A 16,324-nucleotide genomic window follows, 5' to 3' on the forward strand; every position below is an offset into this window, starting at 1 on the left:
TTAAAACGCTTTCATATAACATTTTGTAGCTTTCCTTAACTTTACTCTTTCGGTCACTTTTCCGAAAGAGTTTTTTACTTTAAGAAAGAACAACTCCTAATCCCTTATTTTTTGCGTCTTGAATTAAGGCATTTACTCGATCAGAAACATGATCTTGTTCAATATCAATAGCATTTCCTAACCCAAAATCAATTGTAATTTTCAGCAAATTTAAATAAGCGTCTTCGCTATCTAATTCAGTTTTCCCACCAAATTTCTGACTGCGAAAAGTAATCAAAATTGGAATCTCCTTCATTATATCTTTAAGTTTATTAGCTACTTCAATCAGTCGATTCATTAAAATTACATCTTCAAAATAGTCAATTCTCCACTCCATCATTTCTGGTTGGAGCTTTTTTATTTTTTCTGCCTGATTTAAAATATCTGCTTCATTTGTTCCAGTATTAGTTAATACAGAAATATTTTGATCGTTTATAAGAATTTGATTTTCAGTAAATTTCATGATTTTCTCCAAATAAAAAATTGCTACATAAATTATAGTAGCAATTTCATTTCTATTCATTAAAATTTATCTCTTTTAATACTACGAATGATTGCGATAACCAATACTAAAATACTACATCCCATGCCAAAATAGGCCATGTAGCCGACGCTAAACATCTGTCCAATTTGAGCTGGATTAATTTGGTGGTTGATCGCAAATTGATTGGCCCACTGATGAATCAAAGTTGGTGTTAAAACAAATAAAATTGTTGATATACCTGAGCTTACCAACATTGCACGTCTTGAATAAGGTTCTCTGAAAAACTGAGCCAATACACAAATAGCTGGTGCAACCATCAATAAAAATGTCCAAATCATAATCCATCTACCAGCAGGATCATTCATAAACTGCCCAGTATTTGTAGCATAGCGATATGTCCCCCATAAACTCCCACCTAATAAGTTATCAAGTAAGCCAACAACATTTGCTCCTTGTGCAGCATAAGCATTATTGGTGCTTGCAGCTGCACCTTGAAGCATTTTTAACATGTCTTGTGAACCCACAGTTTGAAAGTTAATTGTTACAACCTGACGCATATAAGTAGATAAAAACATGACCATTGAAGCGCCTAATTGTAGTGCTTTTAGTAAATGAAGAGTTTTATTACCACCAAGTTTAAACTCTAAACTAAGAGTTCGATTGGGATTTTTACTTTTTACGATAATAAAAGCTCCCACTATTGCCGCAATAAGAAGAATTATGAGTCCAAGCCACCATTTAGTCATAATAAAGATAATTGCCAGCACAATTAAAGTTACTGAAACATATGGTCGATTTAAAAATAAGTCCCAAATATTTACCTTATCGTGACTTGCTAAACGTTGACGATATTCTTCTCTAGTTAATACTTTTTGTTCTTTATTATCCTTTGAATCTTGCTTCTTGCTCATTACACTCAACCTTTAACTTATTTTGCTAGTCAATCTTAGCATGTTACACCATTCTTCGCATTACTTTTTTAAGAAAATTAAGCAACTTAAAAATATCATGAAAATTCCTATGAAAACTCTATGCTAAAATAGACTATTGAAAAATAAGAAATATCTTAGATTGGGATGACTATGTGACTAAATCTCACACCTATACTTTACCTAGCGGTTGGCATAAAATATTTTATACCCTGTGGCTAGGTTGCTTTATTACTGGATTAGGTTACTCAATGACAATGCCATTTATTTCTCTATTTATGGCTGAGTTAGGTAACTATAATAAATTACAATTAAACCTTTATTCTGGATTAGCCTTTGCCATGACTTTTATTGCCCAGGCCATTATTTCTCCTTACTGGGGAAACTTAGCTGATCGAAAAGGAAGAAAGCTCATGTGTATGCGGGCTGCCGGCGTTATGAGTCTAACTATCTTTATTACAGGGCTAGCACAAAGTGCCTTCTTTATTATCTGCATGCGCTTTTTACAAGGCTTGTTTTCTGGATATATCAATAACGCCACTGCCTTAATGGCTGGTGAGACGCCACATCAGCGTAGCGGATGGGTAATGAGTCAAATGATGACTGCCGGAACAGCAGGCAACCTAGTTGGGCCACTAATTGGTGGTGCCTTATCTAGTGCCTTTGGATACCGCATCCCATTCTTTATCACCGGTGGTTTAATGTTTTTAACTTTTTTAGGAACATGGCTATTAGTTAAGGAAGATTTCACTCCTGTTTCAAGAGAAAAGATGAAACCGATGAATGAAATAATGCATGGATTGCCTAATGTTAAGTTGATCATTATTATGTTCGTCACTACAATGATCGTCCAATTATCAACCATGTCGATCGATCCGATTGTTTCTCTTTATGTGAAATCACTCATGCCTCATAGTCACAATATTGCATTAATCGCTGGAATTGTTGCTGCTACTCCTGGTCTTGGAACGATGCTTTCTGCTTCTCATATTGGTCATTTAATGGATCAAATCGGCGCTGAAAAAGTTTTGCGTTGGGGCCTACTTATTGCTACAATTTTGTTCATCCCGATGACTTTTATTCCCAATGCCTGGTCATTAGCTTTCTGGAGATTTTTATTAGGAATTATTAGTGCTGGTTTGCTTCCGGCAGCTCAAACTATTCTAACTTTAAATGTTCCACCAGAAGCATTCGGTAGAGTTTTCTCTTATAATCAATCATTCCAAGCAATAGGTGCAGTTCTTGGGTCTTTACTAGGTTCAACTATTTCTGGTATGTTTACCTATGAATGGGTGTTTGCAGCGACTGGAATTACCTTATTGATTAATTACTTAATTATGCTAATTTCTTCTCATCGCGAAAATGCCTGATTTGTTAAAGGAGTATTTAATGAAAACTATTGGTATCACTGCAAGTATTAAAAATAATAAATTAATTGTTGATCGAAGTATTATAGATACTGTTGTAAAACTAGGCTATCTTCCACTTGTTTTTGCACCAGTTAGTTTAAAGACATTGCCACTTCCAAATGTTAATTTTGATGCTTTAATTCTAAGCGATGGTCCTGATATTACACCAATTTTCTATAATGAAGAACCACTTCCTGAACTTAAAGAAACTGATCCTCATCGAGATCAATTCGAATTAAATCTAATTAAAAATACTCACGATTCTAACTTGCCAATTTTAGGAATTGGGCGTGGAATGCAAATGTTAAATGTTGCTTTCAATGGAACACTTTTCCAAGATATTTATGCTCAAAACTCTGGTGCAGGTGTTCAGCATATTCAGAAAAATGATTTATCTTTAGAAAGTCATCACGTAAATGTAACTGAAGAAAGCGAACTTGCTAAGGCTGTTGGTACTCATCCCTATGTTAATAGCCATCACCATCAAGCTATTAAAACAATCGCTAACAACTTTAATATTGTAGCAACTGCCCCTGATGGAATTATCGAAGCTATTGAATCAACTGATCAAACAATGCTAGGAATTCAATGGCGTCCTGATAAATTGCTGGATGATCCAAAGCAAGAAAAGATCTTTACTAACTTTTTTGATAAGTTAAACTAAAAAATAAGAGCTAGAGAAATTTTTCCTCTAGCTCTTATTTTAATTATCAGTATTTTTACCAGCACATAGATTTAGACGAATAATTTTATTAAACATTGCTTTTTCTTTATCTGAGATTTTATGAGCAACTTCAATTACCGCTACATGAGGATTTTTTAACAGCGTCTCATGAATTGCAAGAGATAAATTAGGATCTAAAGCACTTGTTGCTTCATCTGCAAGTAAAATTGGTCTACCCGATAGGAGTGCACGCGCAATTTCAATTCGCTGAATTTGACCACCAGACAAGCCGTTTCCAGCCTCGCCAACTTTATGATCCAATCCCTCTTTTTTCACCAATTCATCTAATCCTGCTAAATGAATAACTTTCTTCAGTTTCTCATCGCTAACTTTTCTACCTAAAGTGATATTAAATCGCAAGGTGTCATCAAACATAAAAGGTTTCTGGTTAACGTAAGAAAAATAGTTATGAGCCTTAGCCCAATCTCCAGTTACATTTTCTCCATTAATTAAAATTTTACCCTTTACTGGACGTTTTAATCCTAGCATTAGTCGAAGTAAGGTAGTCTTTCCCCAACCACTTGGAGCCATGAGTAAAATCTTTTCACCAGGTTTAACTTGCAAATTAACGTCAGTAAAAATTGTATGTTTATCAGACTTAGTTTGGTAAGCAAGATTTTCAACATCTAATCCTTCAAACTTCTCCGGTTTTTCTGAATTTTCAATTGCTTCGTAGTTAAGTGCTTTTTGCGTTTTCTTCCACATTGGTACCGTAGACTTAACTTGATTAAATTCATTAAATAAAGTTACAACAGGCGTAATGAAGTTCATTGCTAAGTCGACCATCATAAATAGTGTCCCCACGCTTAAGCTACCCTGCATCATCATTATGCCGCCAATTGTACATGGAATAATAAAGCAGAACAATTCTGCAGCAGAATAAATTAATTCTAGAGCCCAAGCCTGCGTTAAGTTCATATTACGCAAGGCATTTTCCATATTTTGAGCCGAATGCGTTGCTCTTACTACAATATTGTTTCTAACATTATATAGTTTAGCTGATTGAGCCCCATTTAAAGAATCAGAAACGTTCTGTGTATAATTTGCATTGGTTTTAGCCCAAATCTTAGACTTTTTAGTAATAATTCTACTAGTAAAAATTTGTACAATTGCTGGAGCAGCCATTGCCACTACGAATATAATCGTCATTTGCCATGAATTATACAAAGCAAACGCTAACGAACCTATAAAAGTTAAGCCTTGATAAATCATATCAAGTTGTGCCGTAATTCGATTAGTTTCAATTTGCTTTAGATCATTAGTCATGAGCGACAAGCCATTTTTAATATCTGGTTCATCTTGATCAACTAAATACTGCAAATTAGCTCGCTTAAAGACCATGTTAACATCACGAATGATTCCCATCTTTACACGCTCATAGATGAAATTACTCATCATGAAGCATAGCTGCCCTAAAGCTGTTAAAGCTGCTAAACGCACTAAATGCATTATATCTTTAGAATGCGATGATGCTACATTCAGCATAATCTTGATCATATAAGCCACAAATAAAATATTACAAGCCTTAATTGCAGCCAAGATAGCAAACCAAATCACCTGACTTCGTTTTGCATATTTTAAACTCATCTAAAACTCCTCACTTTAGTTAAGACGTTAATTTATTATATATGGCTTTATTTTCTGAATCAAATACACAAAAGTAGACCTCAATATTAAATTTTTGTTGTTTAAGCCAGCTTCTTGTAGTTTTAACAGCTATTTTTGCAGCATCTACCTTTGGATACCCATATACACCAGTTGAAATACAAGAAAAAGCAATTGAATGTAAATTATACTTTTTAGCCAGATCAAGACTATTGTGGTAACAATTCGCTAAAAGTTCTGCATCTTTTTGAGCAAAATTCGGATTATAAACTGGTCCTACAGTGTGAATAACATATTTAGCTGGTAAATTATAACCCTTAGTAATTTTAGCTTCGCCAGTATCACAGCCATGAAGTGTTCGGCACTCTACTAGTAATTCTGGACCAGCTGCACGGTGAATTGCCCCATCAACTCCACCGCCACCTAAAAGTGCTCTATTAGCTGCATTAACGATTGCATCAACTTTTAATTTTGTGATATCCGCTTGAATTACTTGAAGATCACTCACTAACTCTCACCCTTTCTAATATTTCATATGTATATTTTATCTCAAACACAAAAATAAGCTCATCCCCAAAGCAGGAAATGAGTTTATTTTGATTTATGATCATGAGTATATATTATAGGCAAATATATGTAAGATTGATAAAAAATAATTATTAGGAATTTACTAATCAAAACTTATTCTTGTGAAATATAAAAATATACCAAAACATATATAAGAAAAATAATTGATAATATTCCAAATGTTACAGTCATTAGATCATTTATATTTCTAATAATAAGTATAACGATCGGACCTATACAACAAAATAAATAGCTTATTTCTAATATAAGTTTATTAACATTCATTTTTTATTCGTTCCACTAATAGATAAAATATTATTAATTTCAAGGCTTTGAATATATATAATACAAAACTGTTAAAAATCCATCAGCGAAGTGTCTATTATGACACAACTAAAATGCTATATAGGCTGTAATCGACTCCATCCCATGTCTTTCAAAAAAGTCTAAAATCTTTTTTGCTTCTAATTTTTCTTCATTAAAAAGATAACCATAATAATCTGCCATCACTTTAAAAAATATAGTTCTTGGCTCAACCGGTAACTTATACAGGAAATTTCTCAACTTACTTATCATTTCAAAATTTCTATCATTTTTTATGAGCATTATGTTTAAATAATTAACCATTATTCCTCCAAGTATTTCTTGAATTTTCCTGCTGGCTTTATCTATTTCCTTATACTTTCTTAAAATCATATTTAGTTCATACTCAATCTCTGATTCATCAAACAGAGATATAGCCATAGCAAACAAGCGCAAGTTATCTTCTCCCCACTCATCTATATTAAGTATTAATTTCTTAATCATTGCTTCTTCTTTACATGATAGTTTATTCTTTTTAAAAAAGTTCTCTAAAAGAATAGCATGAGCATAAACATTTCTGTATTGATAATCTGTAGCACAAATTTTTCTTATTTCTACAATTTTTGAAAGATTTTGTTCATAATATGAATTTCTTAACTGCTCTAAATATTTTTTACTTTTTCCCTTACTTTCTATACCCTGAAAGAAATCGGAAATATTAACTCTATTTCGTTTAAGTATTTCAATCAAATCTTTTGCGTTAATTTCATGTAATCCTCGTTCGATTTTTGAATAGTAGGATTTTGTTAAAATATCTCCTACCATCTCTGTTTGACTTAGTCCTAGTTCTAACCGTAGTTTTTTCAGTTCTTTCCCTATTTGCATTATTTCATCTCTTTTCTAAGTTAATGATATGTAATTATATAATTCTAGTCCTAAATTTAGAACAAAAAATAAGCTCATCCCCTAAAACGGAAATGAGCTTATTCTTAATTTCTTGATTCTTCAACCCAAGATTTTATTTATCCTTACTTCTGTTTTGCTAGTTCATCTAATTTTAATACTTTATCGAACTTTTCTTTTTCTTTAGTAGAAATTTTATGTGCTACCTCAATAACAGTTAATCTCGGATTATCTAAAATAATGCTGTGAATCTTTTCGGATAATTTTTGATCCAAAGCACTGGTTGCCTCATCAGCCAACATAATAGGTCGATCTGATAGTAAAGCCCTTGCAATTTCGATTCTTTGAATTTGTCCTCCTGATAAATTTTTTCCTTTCTCTCCTACCGAGTAAGTTAAACCCTTTTCATCAACCAATTCCTTTAATCCAGCTTTCTCAATAACCGCATTTAACTTTTTTGATGGATACTTTTTACCCAATGTAATATTAAATTCCAATGTATCATCAAAAATAAAAGGAGATTGGGTTACATAACTAAAATAATTATGGGCTGTTTCCCAGTTATTAGTAATATTCTCAGAATCAATTAAAATCTTTCCACTATCAGGTTTTAATTTTCCCAATAATAACTGTAAAAATGTCGATTTTCCCCATCCACTTGGTGCTGTAATCAAAACTTTACTTTTATGAGGAATAGTAAGTGATAAATCAGTAAATATGTTTTTTCCATTTATATTATAGGTTAAACTATCTGTTTGTAATTTCTTGAACGTACGATTAGAAGTCTGTTTCTGATCATTTGGCGCTGTTGGAACATCATTTAATCCAACTTCTATTTTTTTCCAAATTGGTTCAGTTGACTTAATTTGATTCAATTGATCAAAAATATTAACAATAGGATTAATAAAATTATTAGATAATTGAACAATCATAATCAAAGTACCCGAACCAATTTGACCGTTATACATTAAAACAGCACCTATAAAAAATGGGAGAATAAAACTAAAGATATCAGCTAAAGCGATAATAATTTGATTTGCTACATCTTGAGTATAGTTTAATGACTTTAAAGCATTTTCCATACTTTTAGCATCAGTAATAATCCTCTCTAAGACTGAATTTCTCGCATTATATAAATTTGCAGTTACTGCTCCATTTAATCCATCGCTTACTCTTTGTGTATAGTTTGCATTTCTTTGTTCCCATTTTTTTGATTTACTTTGAATCTTTTTGACAAATAATTTTTGTATTAAGCCGGGTAATAAGGTAGTAATCATAAATATTATAGTTAAAAACCAACTATTTAATAATCCAGCTACTAATGATAAAACAAATGAAAAAATCTCTGTAATAATCAATAATTCATTACTGATTTTTAACGTTTCTATTTGCTTTAAATCATTTGTCATCAAGTTAAGTCCTTCTTTTTGAGAAGTGCCATTTTTATTCATCAAATGAGTCATTAATCTTTTTTTCAATTCAAGATTAATTTCTAAAATAATTTTATTTTTTAAATATTTATATGCAAAGTTAGAAAACATAATTATTACTATTATAAGAGAACCCAACAAAGCGATTATTAAAAGTTGAGTTAATCCTCCACGCTGGTATTGAGCATTATTTAGCATTAATTTTGAAACATATGCAATTGCAACATTCCCCGATGCATATATAATTGATAATAAAATATACAATGTAACATTTATTTTTGATGCGTATTTTAAAGTCATTCCCTCAACCCTCTTTCTTTAGACATTGTCAATACATAGTAAATTCCTGGAGTACCCGTTAAAAAAGAGTCATCTCTTCGATTATATCTAGACGGATCCGTCCAATATCTATATGCTCCTTTTTTAGAAGACATAGCATATATTATTTTTCTATATTTACTTTCTAATTCTTTTCCTTTTTCATAATACTTTGAGAAAAATAAAATTCCCGCTGCTCCCTGTAGTAGATTAGCTGTAAATACAATATTTAAATTTAGCAACGTATGATTTATTAGACCAAGTATATTATCTATATTATTTATGTGTTTTTTAGTTAGTCTCTTATAAGATATTAAAAATACTCCTATTCCTGCTGTTCCTGAAAAAAGTAAGGGATAATGGTGATTGTCAAAATTTGACATTTGCCAGTATATGTATCCATTTTTATAATTTTTCTTCATATTTATTTGTTCATAAATCATATCTGTAATCTTTAGAATTTTTTTATTATCCATAATTTTTAGATACTCGCAGAAAAATATTCCAACTCCAACTGATCCATAGCCTAGATCTAAAATTTTATTATTAAGTTTATAATTTGCATTACCTGCATTGATATCAATAATTTTTCCGTCTCTTACTTCAATACGTTTATATACTGTATTTATAAGTGTATTAATTATTTTTAGTAAACGTTTATCCTTAGAAAGATGATATGCTTTGCACAACATATATCCAATTCCACAATTTCCGTACAAAAAACTTGTATAGTATTTTTCAAAATCTGTATTCTCTAACGAAATGATAATTTTTTCTCGTAAGTCACTATATTTGATATTTGAGTAAAATTTATTGTACCAGTCAATACAGTATAGAAGACCTACGTCGCCTGTAATTAAATTATGGACATTATAGTGTGGAATATAATCATAAGCATAATTGATTGTATTTAACAACTTAGTCATTTTGTTATAAGAATATTTTTTATTCGAATAAGCTTGATTTTTTAATAACATTAGATCTGCCACTAATCCTCCATCTAAACTAATAATTTGAGTTTTTCTTAAAACATCTATCCTATTAGTCACTTTATTATTGGTAATTACTATTTTTTTAGCTCTTTCCTTAAGATAGGCTTTTAAGTTTAGATTGATCGTATTAGATATTATCGGCTCGTTTAGAGGCATATTTAAAGTAAAATTTTTTATTAAATAAAATTTTTTTATAAAATATGATAATTCTTTCTCACAGTGATACATCATTTCAATACCAAGAAAAGACAATTGCAATATCCTAGAATTTTTCTCATTTATTGCAATAGCAATTTTTTCTAACTTTTCTCTTTGCTTTTTAGAGCTAATTAAATCTTCCTGATAAATTGGTTTTACGGTAGTAGTTAAATAGAATATAAGGGCTCCTAAGCCATATACATCTCGTTGAGTAGACCAACGTCTAATACCCTTTTCTCTTATTGAAAAAAATCCTGGAGTTGCCCCATCATAAGCTTTTAAATTAGAGAATTGATTTGCTAGCTCGTAATCTATAAGTATGGGAATATCGTTGTTTACAATAATATTACTTGGAGATACATCTCTAAAAATAATGCCATTATTATGTAATTTTTTAATATCTGATAATAGATAATCAATAATTTTAACTATAAATATATTTCTTTGATTTCTATCAGCATCATAATATTTTCCGGTTCTAAAATATTCACTTAATGAAAAACCGTATACAAATTCTTCGACTAATATTGACTCGTTCGTATACTCCTTTAATAAAATAGGTTTTACAGAATTAATAATATTGTGAATTTTTTTTAAATAGTAATATTCATTTTTCAATCTATCCGCTGCAGATCTTCCTAACTTATCAATAAGTTCATTTGCATACGCCTGTTTTATAAATACCTTTTTATTTTTATAAAAAGCTACAAATGTATTCCCTTTACTAGTTGTATTAATATGCTTAATCTTTTCGAAGCCTAATTTTTCTAACTTTAGTGTTATTCGTTCTTTTTCATTAAGAGGAGGCTTTAAAAAAGTAGGGATTGCAGTTTTCAATAGACTTTTACGATAATCTAATACTTTTTTTCCTTCATAATTAATAGCAGGTTTTAAGTACCCCATACTATCCGGCAGATATTCTGCTAAAAAAGCACCATATCTGAAAAAAACATTAGTATCTTTAAATCTATAATCCCATCTAACTATAGGATACTTATTCTCTTTGAGATCGGCACTTAATTTTTCCGCATAATCTTTTAAATTAGCAAAACTCTGGTCAGATGGATAAATAGTTATCATTTTTCCTTGTGTTTCAAGCTTAGTTCCGCCAGTGGTCAATGCTAGCATGGCATGATAATCAATCGGAATCTTAAAAGTATCTTTTTTTTCTATTACAATTTTAGAAACTCTTTCCACTATTTTCCAAAAATCAACAGGAGATGCTGAAATATGTATTTTCCACCCAATTGTTGGAATAGTATTTTCTTTAGATGCTAAATAAATCCATTGTTTATCAAAATTAACCTTATAGCTATTTGATAAACAATTTATTTTTAATTTATAAACTGGATTATACATAATTTTTCCTCCTAAACTACTTGACTTAATTTTAAAAATAAAATATTATTAAGTCAACATTAAAAAAGAAAAAGGAGAATTAAAATTATGAAAGAAAGCAAGAAAGAAATTTTAACTATTTCAGTAAAGGAATTTACAAATGATATGGATCCATTAGCAGTTGATCTATTCGGTGAATGTTTTACTGGTAAAACTATTATTAACAAATAAGGCTACTACTTTAAAAGTTTAACCTTTATTACGAACGCTAAATCTGAATGATTTAGCGTTTTTTTGATTAAAAATTAAAACTAAATGGCATATTTTTAACTTTTAAACAATTTATTTTCATCACAAAAATAAGCTCATCCCCTAAAACGGAAATGAGCTTATTTTGATTTACTTATCAATAATTATCTCTTAGTAACTGCGATTAAGTCGTCACCATGCTTCTTTTCTACGCCATCAATACGTTGAACATTTGCATAGCTAGTAGTATTAGTAATTACAGTCATGACAGTTGTATCGTATCCTGCTTTCTTCACAGCATCTAAATCAACTGTTCCAAGCTTTTCACCTTTTTCAACATGTTGGCCTTGTTTTACATCAGTAGTAAATCCTTCACCCTTCATGTTTACAGTGTCGATACCAATGTGAATTAAAACTTCTGCACCTTCGTCTGATTTAATTCCATAAGCATGCTTAGTTTCATAAGCAACTGTAATTTCACCAGTTACTGGGGAGTAGATAGTACCTTCACTTGGTACCATTGCAGCACCCTTACCCATTGCTTCAGTAGAGAAGACTGGATCATTTACATCTTTCAAGCTTTCTGCTTTACCTGAAACAGGAGCAGCAATTACTTCATCATGTAATTCTTTATCTTCTTTGATAATTTGTTCAGCTTTTTCTTGTTGTGCTACTTGATCACCAGCAGATTCAACAGTACCCGATTCTTCTACGACGTCTTCCTTAAGGTGACGTTTACCGTATACAAAGGTTAAACCAAAAGCAACAATAAAACTAATTGCTACTGATAATGCCCACATTGGAATACTCTTTGGAACCATTGACAAGAATCCAAGGAAACCAGCTGAACCAAGGGCAGCAGCAGTAACATGCATTAATCCTGCAAAAGCAGCACCAACACCTGCACCAATTAAAGCACAGAAGAATGGGAACTTGTACTTCAAGTTAACACCAAACAATGCTGGTTCGGTAATACCAAGTAATGCAGAAACACCAGATGAACTTGCTAAACCTTTAACTTTTTCATTCTTAGTTAAGAAGTAAATAGCAAAGGTAGCAGCACCTTGAGCAACGTTAGCCATACATGCGGTAACAAAGATAAAGTCACCGGATCCACGACCACGTGCATATTCAGCTAAAAGTTGAGTTTCAACTGCTGGGAAACTTTGGTGAAGACCAGTAGTAACAATAGCTGAGTAAGATAAACCAAAGATACCCATACCAAAGGCACCAGTTGTGTTGTATAACCAAACAATGGCAGCAGTAATTGCATCTGACACACCTTTAAAGACTGGTCCAATAATTGTGAAAGTCAAGAAACCAGTAATCATAATTGAAAGAAGTGGTGTGAATGTGAAGTCAACTGCAGATGGCAACCACTTGTGGAATCTCTTTTCTAAGAAAGCTAAAAGCCAAACTGCTACTAAAACCGGAATAACTTGGTATTGGTAGTTAGTTTGAGAAACATGTAAACCAAAGATATCCCAATATTTACCTGCTCCACCTAAAGCTGGAGTAGTCATAATCATACCAATAGTTGCACCCAAGAATTGGTTAGCTCCAAAACGTTTAGCAGCAGACATACCAACTAAGATAGGCATGAAAATAAATGGAGCAGCGGACATTACCTGAATAATTTCAGATAATCCTTTAACACTAGGTGCCATTTGAACAACTGACTTAGCTCCAAATAATCCTGGAGAAGTTAAGAAGTTGTTCAAAGCCATCAATAAACCACCAGCTACTAGGGCTGGAATAATAGGAACAAAGATATCAGATAAAAGCTTGATAAATGCCATTACTGGGTTAAACTTTTGATCCTTTTGGGCAACTTTCTTCAAATCATCAGTTGAAAGTTCAGATAGACCTGTCATTTTGATTAATTCATCGTAGACGTTATTAACATCCCCAGGCCCAATAATAATTTGAAATTGACCATTAGTTTTGAAAGTACCCTTGATATCTGGATCGCTATCAAGCATTTTCATATTTACTTTACTATCGTCCTTTAAGACTAAACGTAGACGCGTAGCACAGTGAGCAGCGGCTACTAAGTTGTCGCGACCAACAGCTTCAATAACTGTTTCAGCAACTTTTTTGTGATCCATGTCTGTCTCCTCCTTGAAAATGTGTAAGCGTTTTAAATATTTACATGTATTATGATAGCGTATTCTAAAATTATGTCAAGCGCTTATCATAGAAAATGTTATTATTTTGCAACATTTTAATTTCTATTTTTTTAAAATACTAGTTTAATACTGTTATTCGTTTGACATATAGACCAGCTTTAAGTTAACATTCTTATATAAGAATGCGTTTACATATTCGATGAGGTGAATAAGTTATGGAATGGACAAGAAAACAACGTTATCGCAAATATAAAGATTGGGATGCACAGACTTTATTAAATCTTCAAGCTCAAGCTGCGACTTCCCCATATCAAATGCACTATCATATCCACCCACTTTCTGGATTGATCAACGATCCCAATGGATTCTCCTATTATAATGGCGAATATCACCTATTTTGCCAATCTTACCCATTTGGACCAGTTCATGGAGTTAAATCTTGGATTCACTACGCCTCTCCTGACCTAGTTCATTGGCATTATTTAGGTTCAGCAATTGATCCAGATAGTGATTTAGACAATGCGGGAGCATATTCTGGTTCTGCGATGGAACATAATGGAAAACTTCTATTAATGTACACTGGTAATCATCGTGATGAAGACTGGACTCGAATTCCTTATCAAGTTATTGCTGAAATGGATGAAAATAATCATATTACTAAACCTGATAAAGCAGCAATTCTACCACCAAATCATGTTAGTGAACACTTCCGTGATCCACAATTATTTAAACATGATGGAAAATACTACGTTTTACTTGGTGCACAAGATGCTAAAACTAAGAGTGGTCATATTGATATTTATGAATCAGACGACCTTAAAACTTGGCATGAAAATGGTTATTTAGATTTAGGTAAGGATGAAATGGGCTATATGATTGAATGCCCTAACCTAGTTTTCATTAATAACTATCCTGTTTTGATTTTCTGTCCCCAAGGATTAGATAAAACAGTGGCCGACTACAAGAATATTTATCCAAATATGTACTGGATCGGCAAAGATATTAATTTAAGTGAAGCTAAATTTACGCCACTCCAAGCTCATCCAGCTAACCTAGATGATGGTTTTGATGTATATGCAACACAAGCTTTTAATGCTCCTGATGGAAATGCCTATGCTATTTCTTGGGTTGGCTTACCAGATTGTACTTATCCAACTGATAAAGAAAATTGGGCTAATTGCTACAGTCAAGTTAAGCGTTTAGAAATTAAAGATGGTGCGTTATATCAACATCCAGTAGATGCAATCAAGAATTTACGTCATAATGAGAAACAACTCAATAATGAAAAGATAATTAGTCAAGCAGCTGGTAAACAATATGAACTGAAACTTCACTTACTAGCCGGTCAAAGTGGAAAATTACACTTAGCTTCTAATGAAGATCTATCATCAAGTCTAGTTCTTGATTTTAATACAGATCAAAATGCAAAATTAACAATTGATCGTGCTTCAAGTGGTCCAGCTGTTAACCCAGATTATGGTGCAACTAGAACAATTGACCTGAAAGATGATCAAGATTTAGATTTAGATATTTTCATTGATGGCTCATTATGCGAAATTTTCATCAATAATGGTCGTCATGTTGCCACTTTAAGATTCTTTGCACCAACTCCAAACCAAAAAATTGCTTTTGACAAAGATACTAAGTACACGGGACGACTATGGAGCATGGATTCTATATTATAGGAAGATAATAATGGTCAAATTAACCGATGTAGCTGCCAAAGCAGGCTGCTCTGTTACTACAGTTTCACGCGTAATTAATAATTACGGCTATATTAGTCAAAAAACACGTAAAAAAGTTCATGAAGCAATGAAAGAGTTGAATTATCAACCTAATTCAGTTGCTCGATCTCTGCAAGGTAAGAAAACCAAATTAATTGGTTTAATTTTTCCTGATGTTTCTAATCCCTTTTTTGGAGAATTAGTTTCTAAAATAGAAGATCGCCTTTTTAAGCATGGCTATAAAACAATCCTTTGTAACGCAGGCAATGACAAAGAAAAAGAACGCACCTACTTACAAATGCTAATGGCTAATCAAGTCGATGGCATTATCGCTGGTGCACATAACTTAGGAATTGAAGAATATCAAAGAACTGGCTTACCAATTGTATCCTTTGATCGAAAACTATCGGACAATATTCCAATTGTTAGTGCTGATAACTTTAAAGGTGGTAGTTTAGCTACTCAAGAGCTTTATAATCATGGTGCCCGTCACATTTACTTTGTCGGAAACCCCACTTTAGATGGTCACCCTACTCAAAAGCGACTCCTAGGCTATAAAGAAACAATTGAGGAACTCAAGTTAACGGAACATATCCATCCAGTAATCTTCAACGAAACTCTTGCCTTAAAAGAAATGGCAATTAGAGATTTGCTAGAAAATCATAAGGTAGATGGAATCGTTGCTTCTGATGACCTCACTGCCCTCCTTATTTTAAATATTAGCCATGATTTGGGAATTCATATTCCTGAAGATTTGAAAATTATTGGCTTTGATGGTAGTAAAGTTGTCCGTGATTTTGAACCACGTTTATCTACAATTGTTCAACCAATTCCTTCAATTGCACAATTACTCGTTAAACTTTTAGAAAAAAGAATTGATAATCCGACTGAAGAATTGGATAACTATACCTACTATTTACCCGTAGAATTACTTAAACGTGAATCTAGTGGAAACTAAAAAACATTAGGCACTTCAATGTGTC

Annotated in this window: 13 protein-coding genes; 5 read left to right on the plus strand and 8 right to left on the minus strand. The window is 32.1% G+C overall.

Translation table 11 applies throughout. The features are described 5' to 3' along the window. Positions 1–79: 79 nt before the first annotated feature. Complete coding sequence (locus tag FD18_RS03670; protein WP_235499870.1) at positions 80–562, minus strand: type I 3-dehydroquinate dehydratase; 483 nt, start codon at positions 560–562, stop codon at positions 80–82. After that, complete coding sequence (locus FD18_RS03675; RefSeq protein WP_057718684.1) at positions 562–1,434, minus strand: hypothetical protein; 873 nt, start codon at positions 1,432–1,434, stop codon at positions 562–564. Before FD18_RS03675 ends, FD18_RS03670 begins: the two co-directional genes overlap by 1 nt. Positions 1,435–1,607: 173 nt before the next feature. On the opposite strand from FD18_RS03675, the gene FD18_RS03680 reads away from it, so the two are divergent. Next, positions 1,608–2,822 carry an MFS transporter gene (locus tag FD18_RS03680; RefSeq protein ID WP_057718685.1) on the plus strand — a complete coding sequence of 405 codons (1,215 nt, stop codon included), beginning with the start codon at positions 1,608–1,610 and terminating at the stop codon, positions 2,820–2,822. Positions 2,823–2,841: 19 nt separating this feature from the next. Beyond that, positions 2,842–3,525 carry a gamma-glutamyl-gamma-aminobutyrate hydrolase family protein gene (locus FD18_RS03685; protein WP_057718686.1) on the plus strand — a complete coding sequence of 228 codons (684 nt, stop codon included), beginning with the start codon at positions 2,842–2,844 and terminating at the stop codon, positions 3,523–3,525. A gap of 39 nt (positions 3,526–3,564) precedes the next feature. Here FD18_RS03685 and FD18_RS03690 read toward each other — a convergent pair whose 3' ends face one another. The 5 genes from FD18_RS03690 to FD18_RS03710 all read right to left on the minus strand — a co-directional run bounded on the left by FD18_RS03690 (position 3,565) and on the right by FD18_RS03710 (position 11,260). After that, on the minus strand, positions 3,565–5,172 hold the full coding sequence (locus FD18_RS03690) for an ABC transporter ATP-binding protein (protein WP_057718687.1): 1,608 nt from the start codon (positions 5,170–5,172) through the stop codon (positions 3,565–3,567). A gap of 19 nt (positions 5,173–5,191) precedes the next feature. Continuing rightward, on the minus strand, positions 5,192–5,698 hold the full coding sequence (locus FD18_RS03695; protein WP_057718688.1) for an O-acetyl-ADP-ribose deacetylase: 507 nt from the start codon (positions 5,696–5,698) through the stop codon (positions 5,192–5,194). 452 nt (positions 5,699–6,150) lie between these two features. Then, on the minus strand, positions 6,151–6,945 hold the full coding sequence (locus FD18_RS03700; protein ID WP_057718689.1) for a helix-turn-helix domain-containing protein: 795 nt from the start codon (positions 6,943–6,945) through the stop codon (positions 6,151–6,153). 143 nt (positions 6,946–7,088) lie between these two features. Further along, positions 7,089–8,693: an ATP-binding cassette domain-containing protein gene (locus tag FD18_RS03705; protein WP_057718690.1), complete on the minus strand. Its 1,605-nt coding sequence runs from the start codon at positions 8,691–8,693 to the stop codon at positions 7,089–7,091. Next, positions 8,690–11,260 carry a class III lanthionine synthetase LanKC N-terminal domain-containing protein gene (locus FD18_RS03710; protein WP_057718691.1) on the minus strand — a complete coding sequence of 857 codons (2,571 nt, stop codon included), beginning with the start codon at positions 11,258–11,260 and terminating at the stop codon, positions 8,690–8,692. Before FD18_RS03710 ends, FD18_RS03705 begins: the two co-directional genes overlap by 4 nt. 87 nt (positions 11,261–11,347) lie before the next feature. On the opposite strand from FD18_RS03710, the gene FD18_RS10330 reads away from it, so the two are divergent. Further along, a complete protein-coding gene (locus tag FD18_RS10330) occupies positions 11,348–11,470 on the plus strand; it encodes a hypothetical protein (RefSeq protein WP_268766060.1) in 123 nt (40 codons plus the stop codon). A 182-nt stretch (positions 11,471–11,652) separates the two neighbouring features. Here FD18_RS10330 and FD18_RS03715 read toward each other — a convergent pair whose 3' ends face one another. Next, positions 11,653–13,596: a sucrose-specific PTS transporter subunit IIBC gene (locus tag FD18_RS03715; protein WP_057718692.1), complete on the minus strand. Its 1,944-nt coding sequence runs from the start codon at positions 13,594–13,596 to the stop codon at positions 11,653–11,655. A 236-nt stretch (positions 13,597–13,832) separates the two neighbouring features. Here FD18_RS03715 and FD18_RS03720 point away from each other — a divergent pair, with 236 nt between their 5' ends. After that, on the plus strand, positions 13,833–15,302 hold the full coding sequence (locus FD18_RS03720) for a sucrose-6-phosphate hydrolase (RefSeq protein ID WP_057718693.1): 1,470 nt from the start codon (positions 13,833–13,835) through the stop codon (positions 15,300–15,302). A 10-nt stretch (positions 15,303–15,312) separates the two neighbouring features. Continuing rightward, entirely contained in the window at positions 15,313–16,299 is a 987-nt protein-coding gene (locus FD18_RS03725; RefSeq protein WP_057718694.1) for a LacI family DNA-binding transcriptional regulator, read from the plus strand. The last annotated feature ends 25 nt before the right edge of the window (positions 16,300–16,324 follow it).

Origin of the sequence: Lactobacillus taiwanensis DSM 21401 (assembly GCF_001436695.1) — a bacterium.
GTDB classification, from domain to species: domain Bacteria; phylum Bacillota; class Bacilli; order Lactobacillales; family Lactobacillaceae; genus Lactobacillus; species Lactobacillus taiwanensis.

What these genes read in the sequence shown, in the direction of transcription:
- FD18_RS03710 (WP_057718691.1), bottom strand. Translation starts at nt 11,260, where the DNA reads ATGTATAATCCAGTTTATAAATTAAAAATAAATTGTTTATCAAATAGC.
- FD18_RS03700 (WP_057718689.1), bottom strand. Translation starts at nt 6,945, where the DNA reads ATGCAAATAGGGAAAGAACTGAAAAAACTACGGTTAGAACTAGGACTA.
- FD18_RS03715 (WP_057718692.1), bottom strand. Translation starts at nt 13,596, where the DNA reads ATGGATCACAAAAAAGTTGCTGAAACAGTTATTGAAGCTGTTGGTCGC.
- FD18_RS03685 (WP_057718686.1), top strand. Translation starts at nt 2,842, where the DNA reads ATGAAAACTATTGGTATCACTGCAAGTATTAAAAATAATAAATTAATT.
- FD18_RS03725 (WP_057718694.1), top strand. Translation starts at nt 15,313, where the DNA reads ATGGTCAAATTAACCGATGTAGCTGCCAAAGCAGGCTGCTCTGTTACT.
- FD18_RS03705 (WP_057718690.1), bottom strand. Translation starts at nt 8,693, where the DNA reads ATGACTTTAAAATACGCATCAAAAATAAATGTTACATTGTATATTTTA.
- FD18_RS03720 (WP_057718693.1), top strand. Translation starts at nt 13,833, where the DNA reads ATGGAATGGACAAGAAAACAACGTTATCGCAAATATAAAGATTGGGAT.
- FD18_RS10330 (WP_268766060.1), top strand. Translation starts at nt 11,348, where the DNA reads ATGAAAGAAAGCAAGAAAGAAATTTTAACTATTTCAGTAAAGGAATTT.
- FD18_RS03675 (WP_057718684.1), bottom strand. Translation starts at nt 1,434, where the DNA reads ATGAGCAAGAAGCAAGATTCAAAGGATAATAAAGAACAAAAAGTATTA.
- FD18_RS03670 (WP_235499870.1), bottom strand. Translation starts at nt 562, where the DNA reads ATGAATAGAAATGAAATTGCTACTATAATTTATGTAGCAATTTTTTAT.
- FD18_RS03690 (WP_057718687.1), bottom strand. Translation starts at nt 5,172, where the DNA reads ATGAGTTTAAAATATGCAAAACGAAGTCAGGTGATTTGGTTTGCTATC.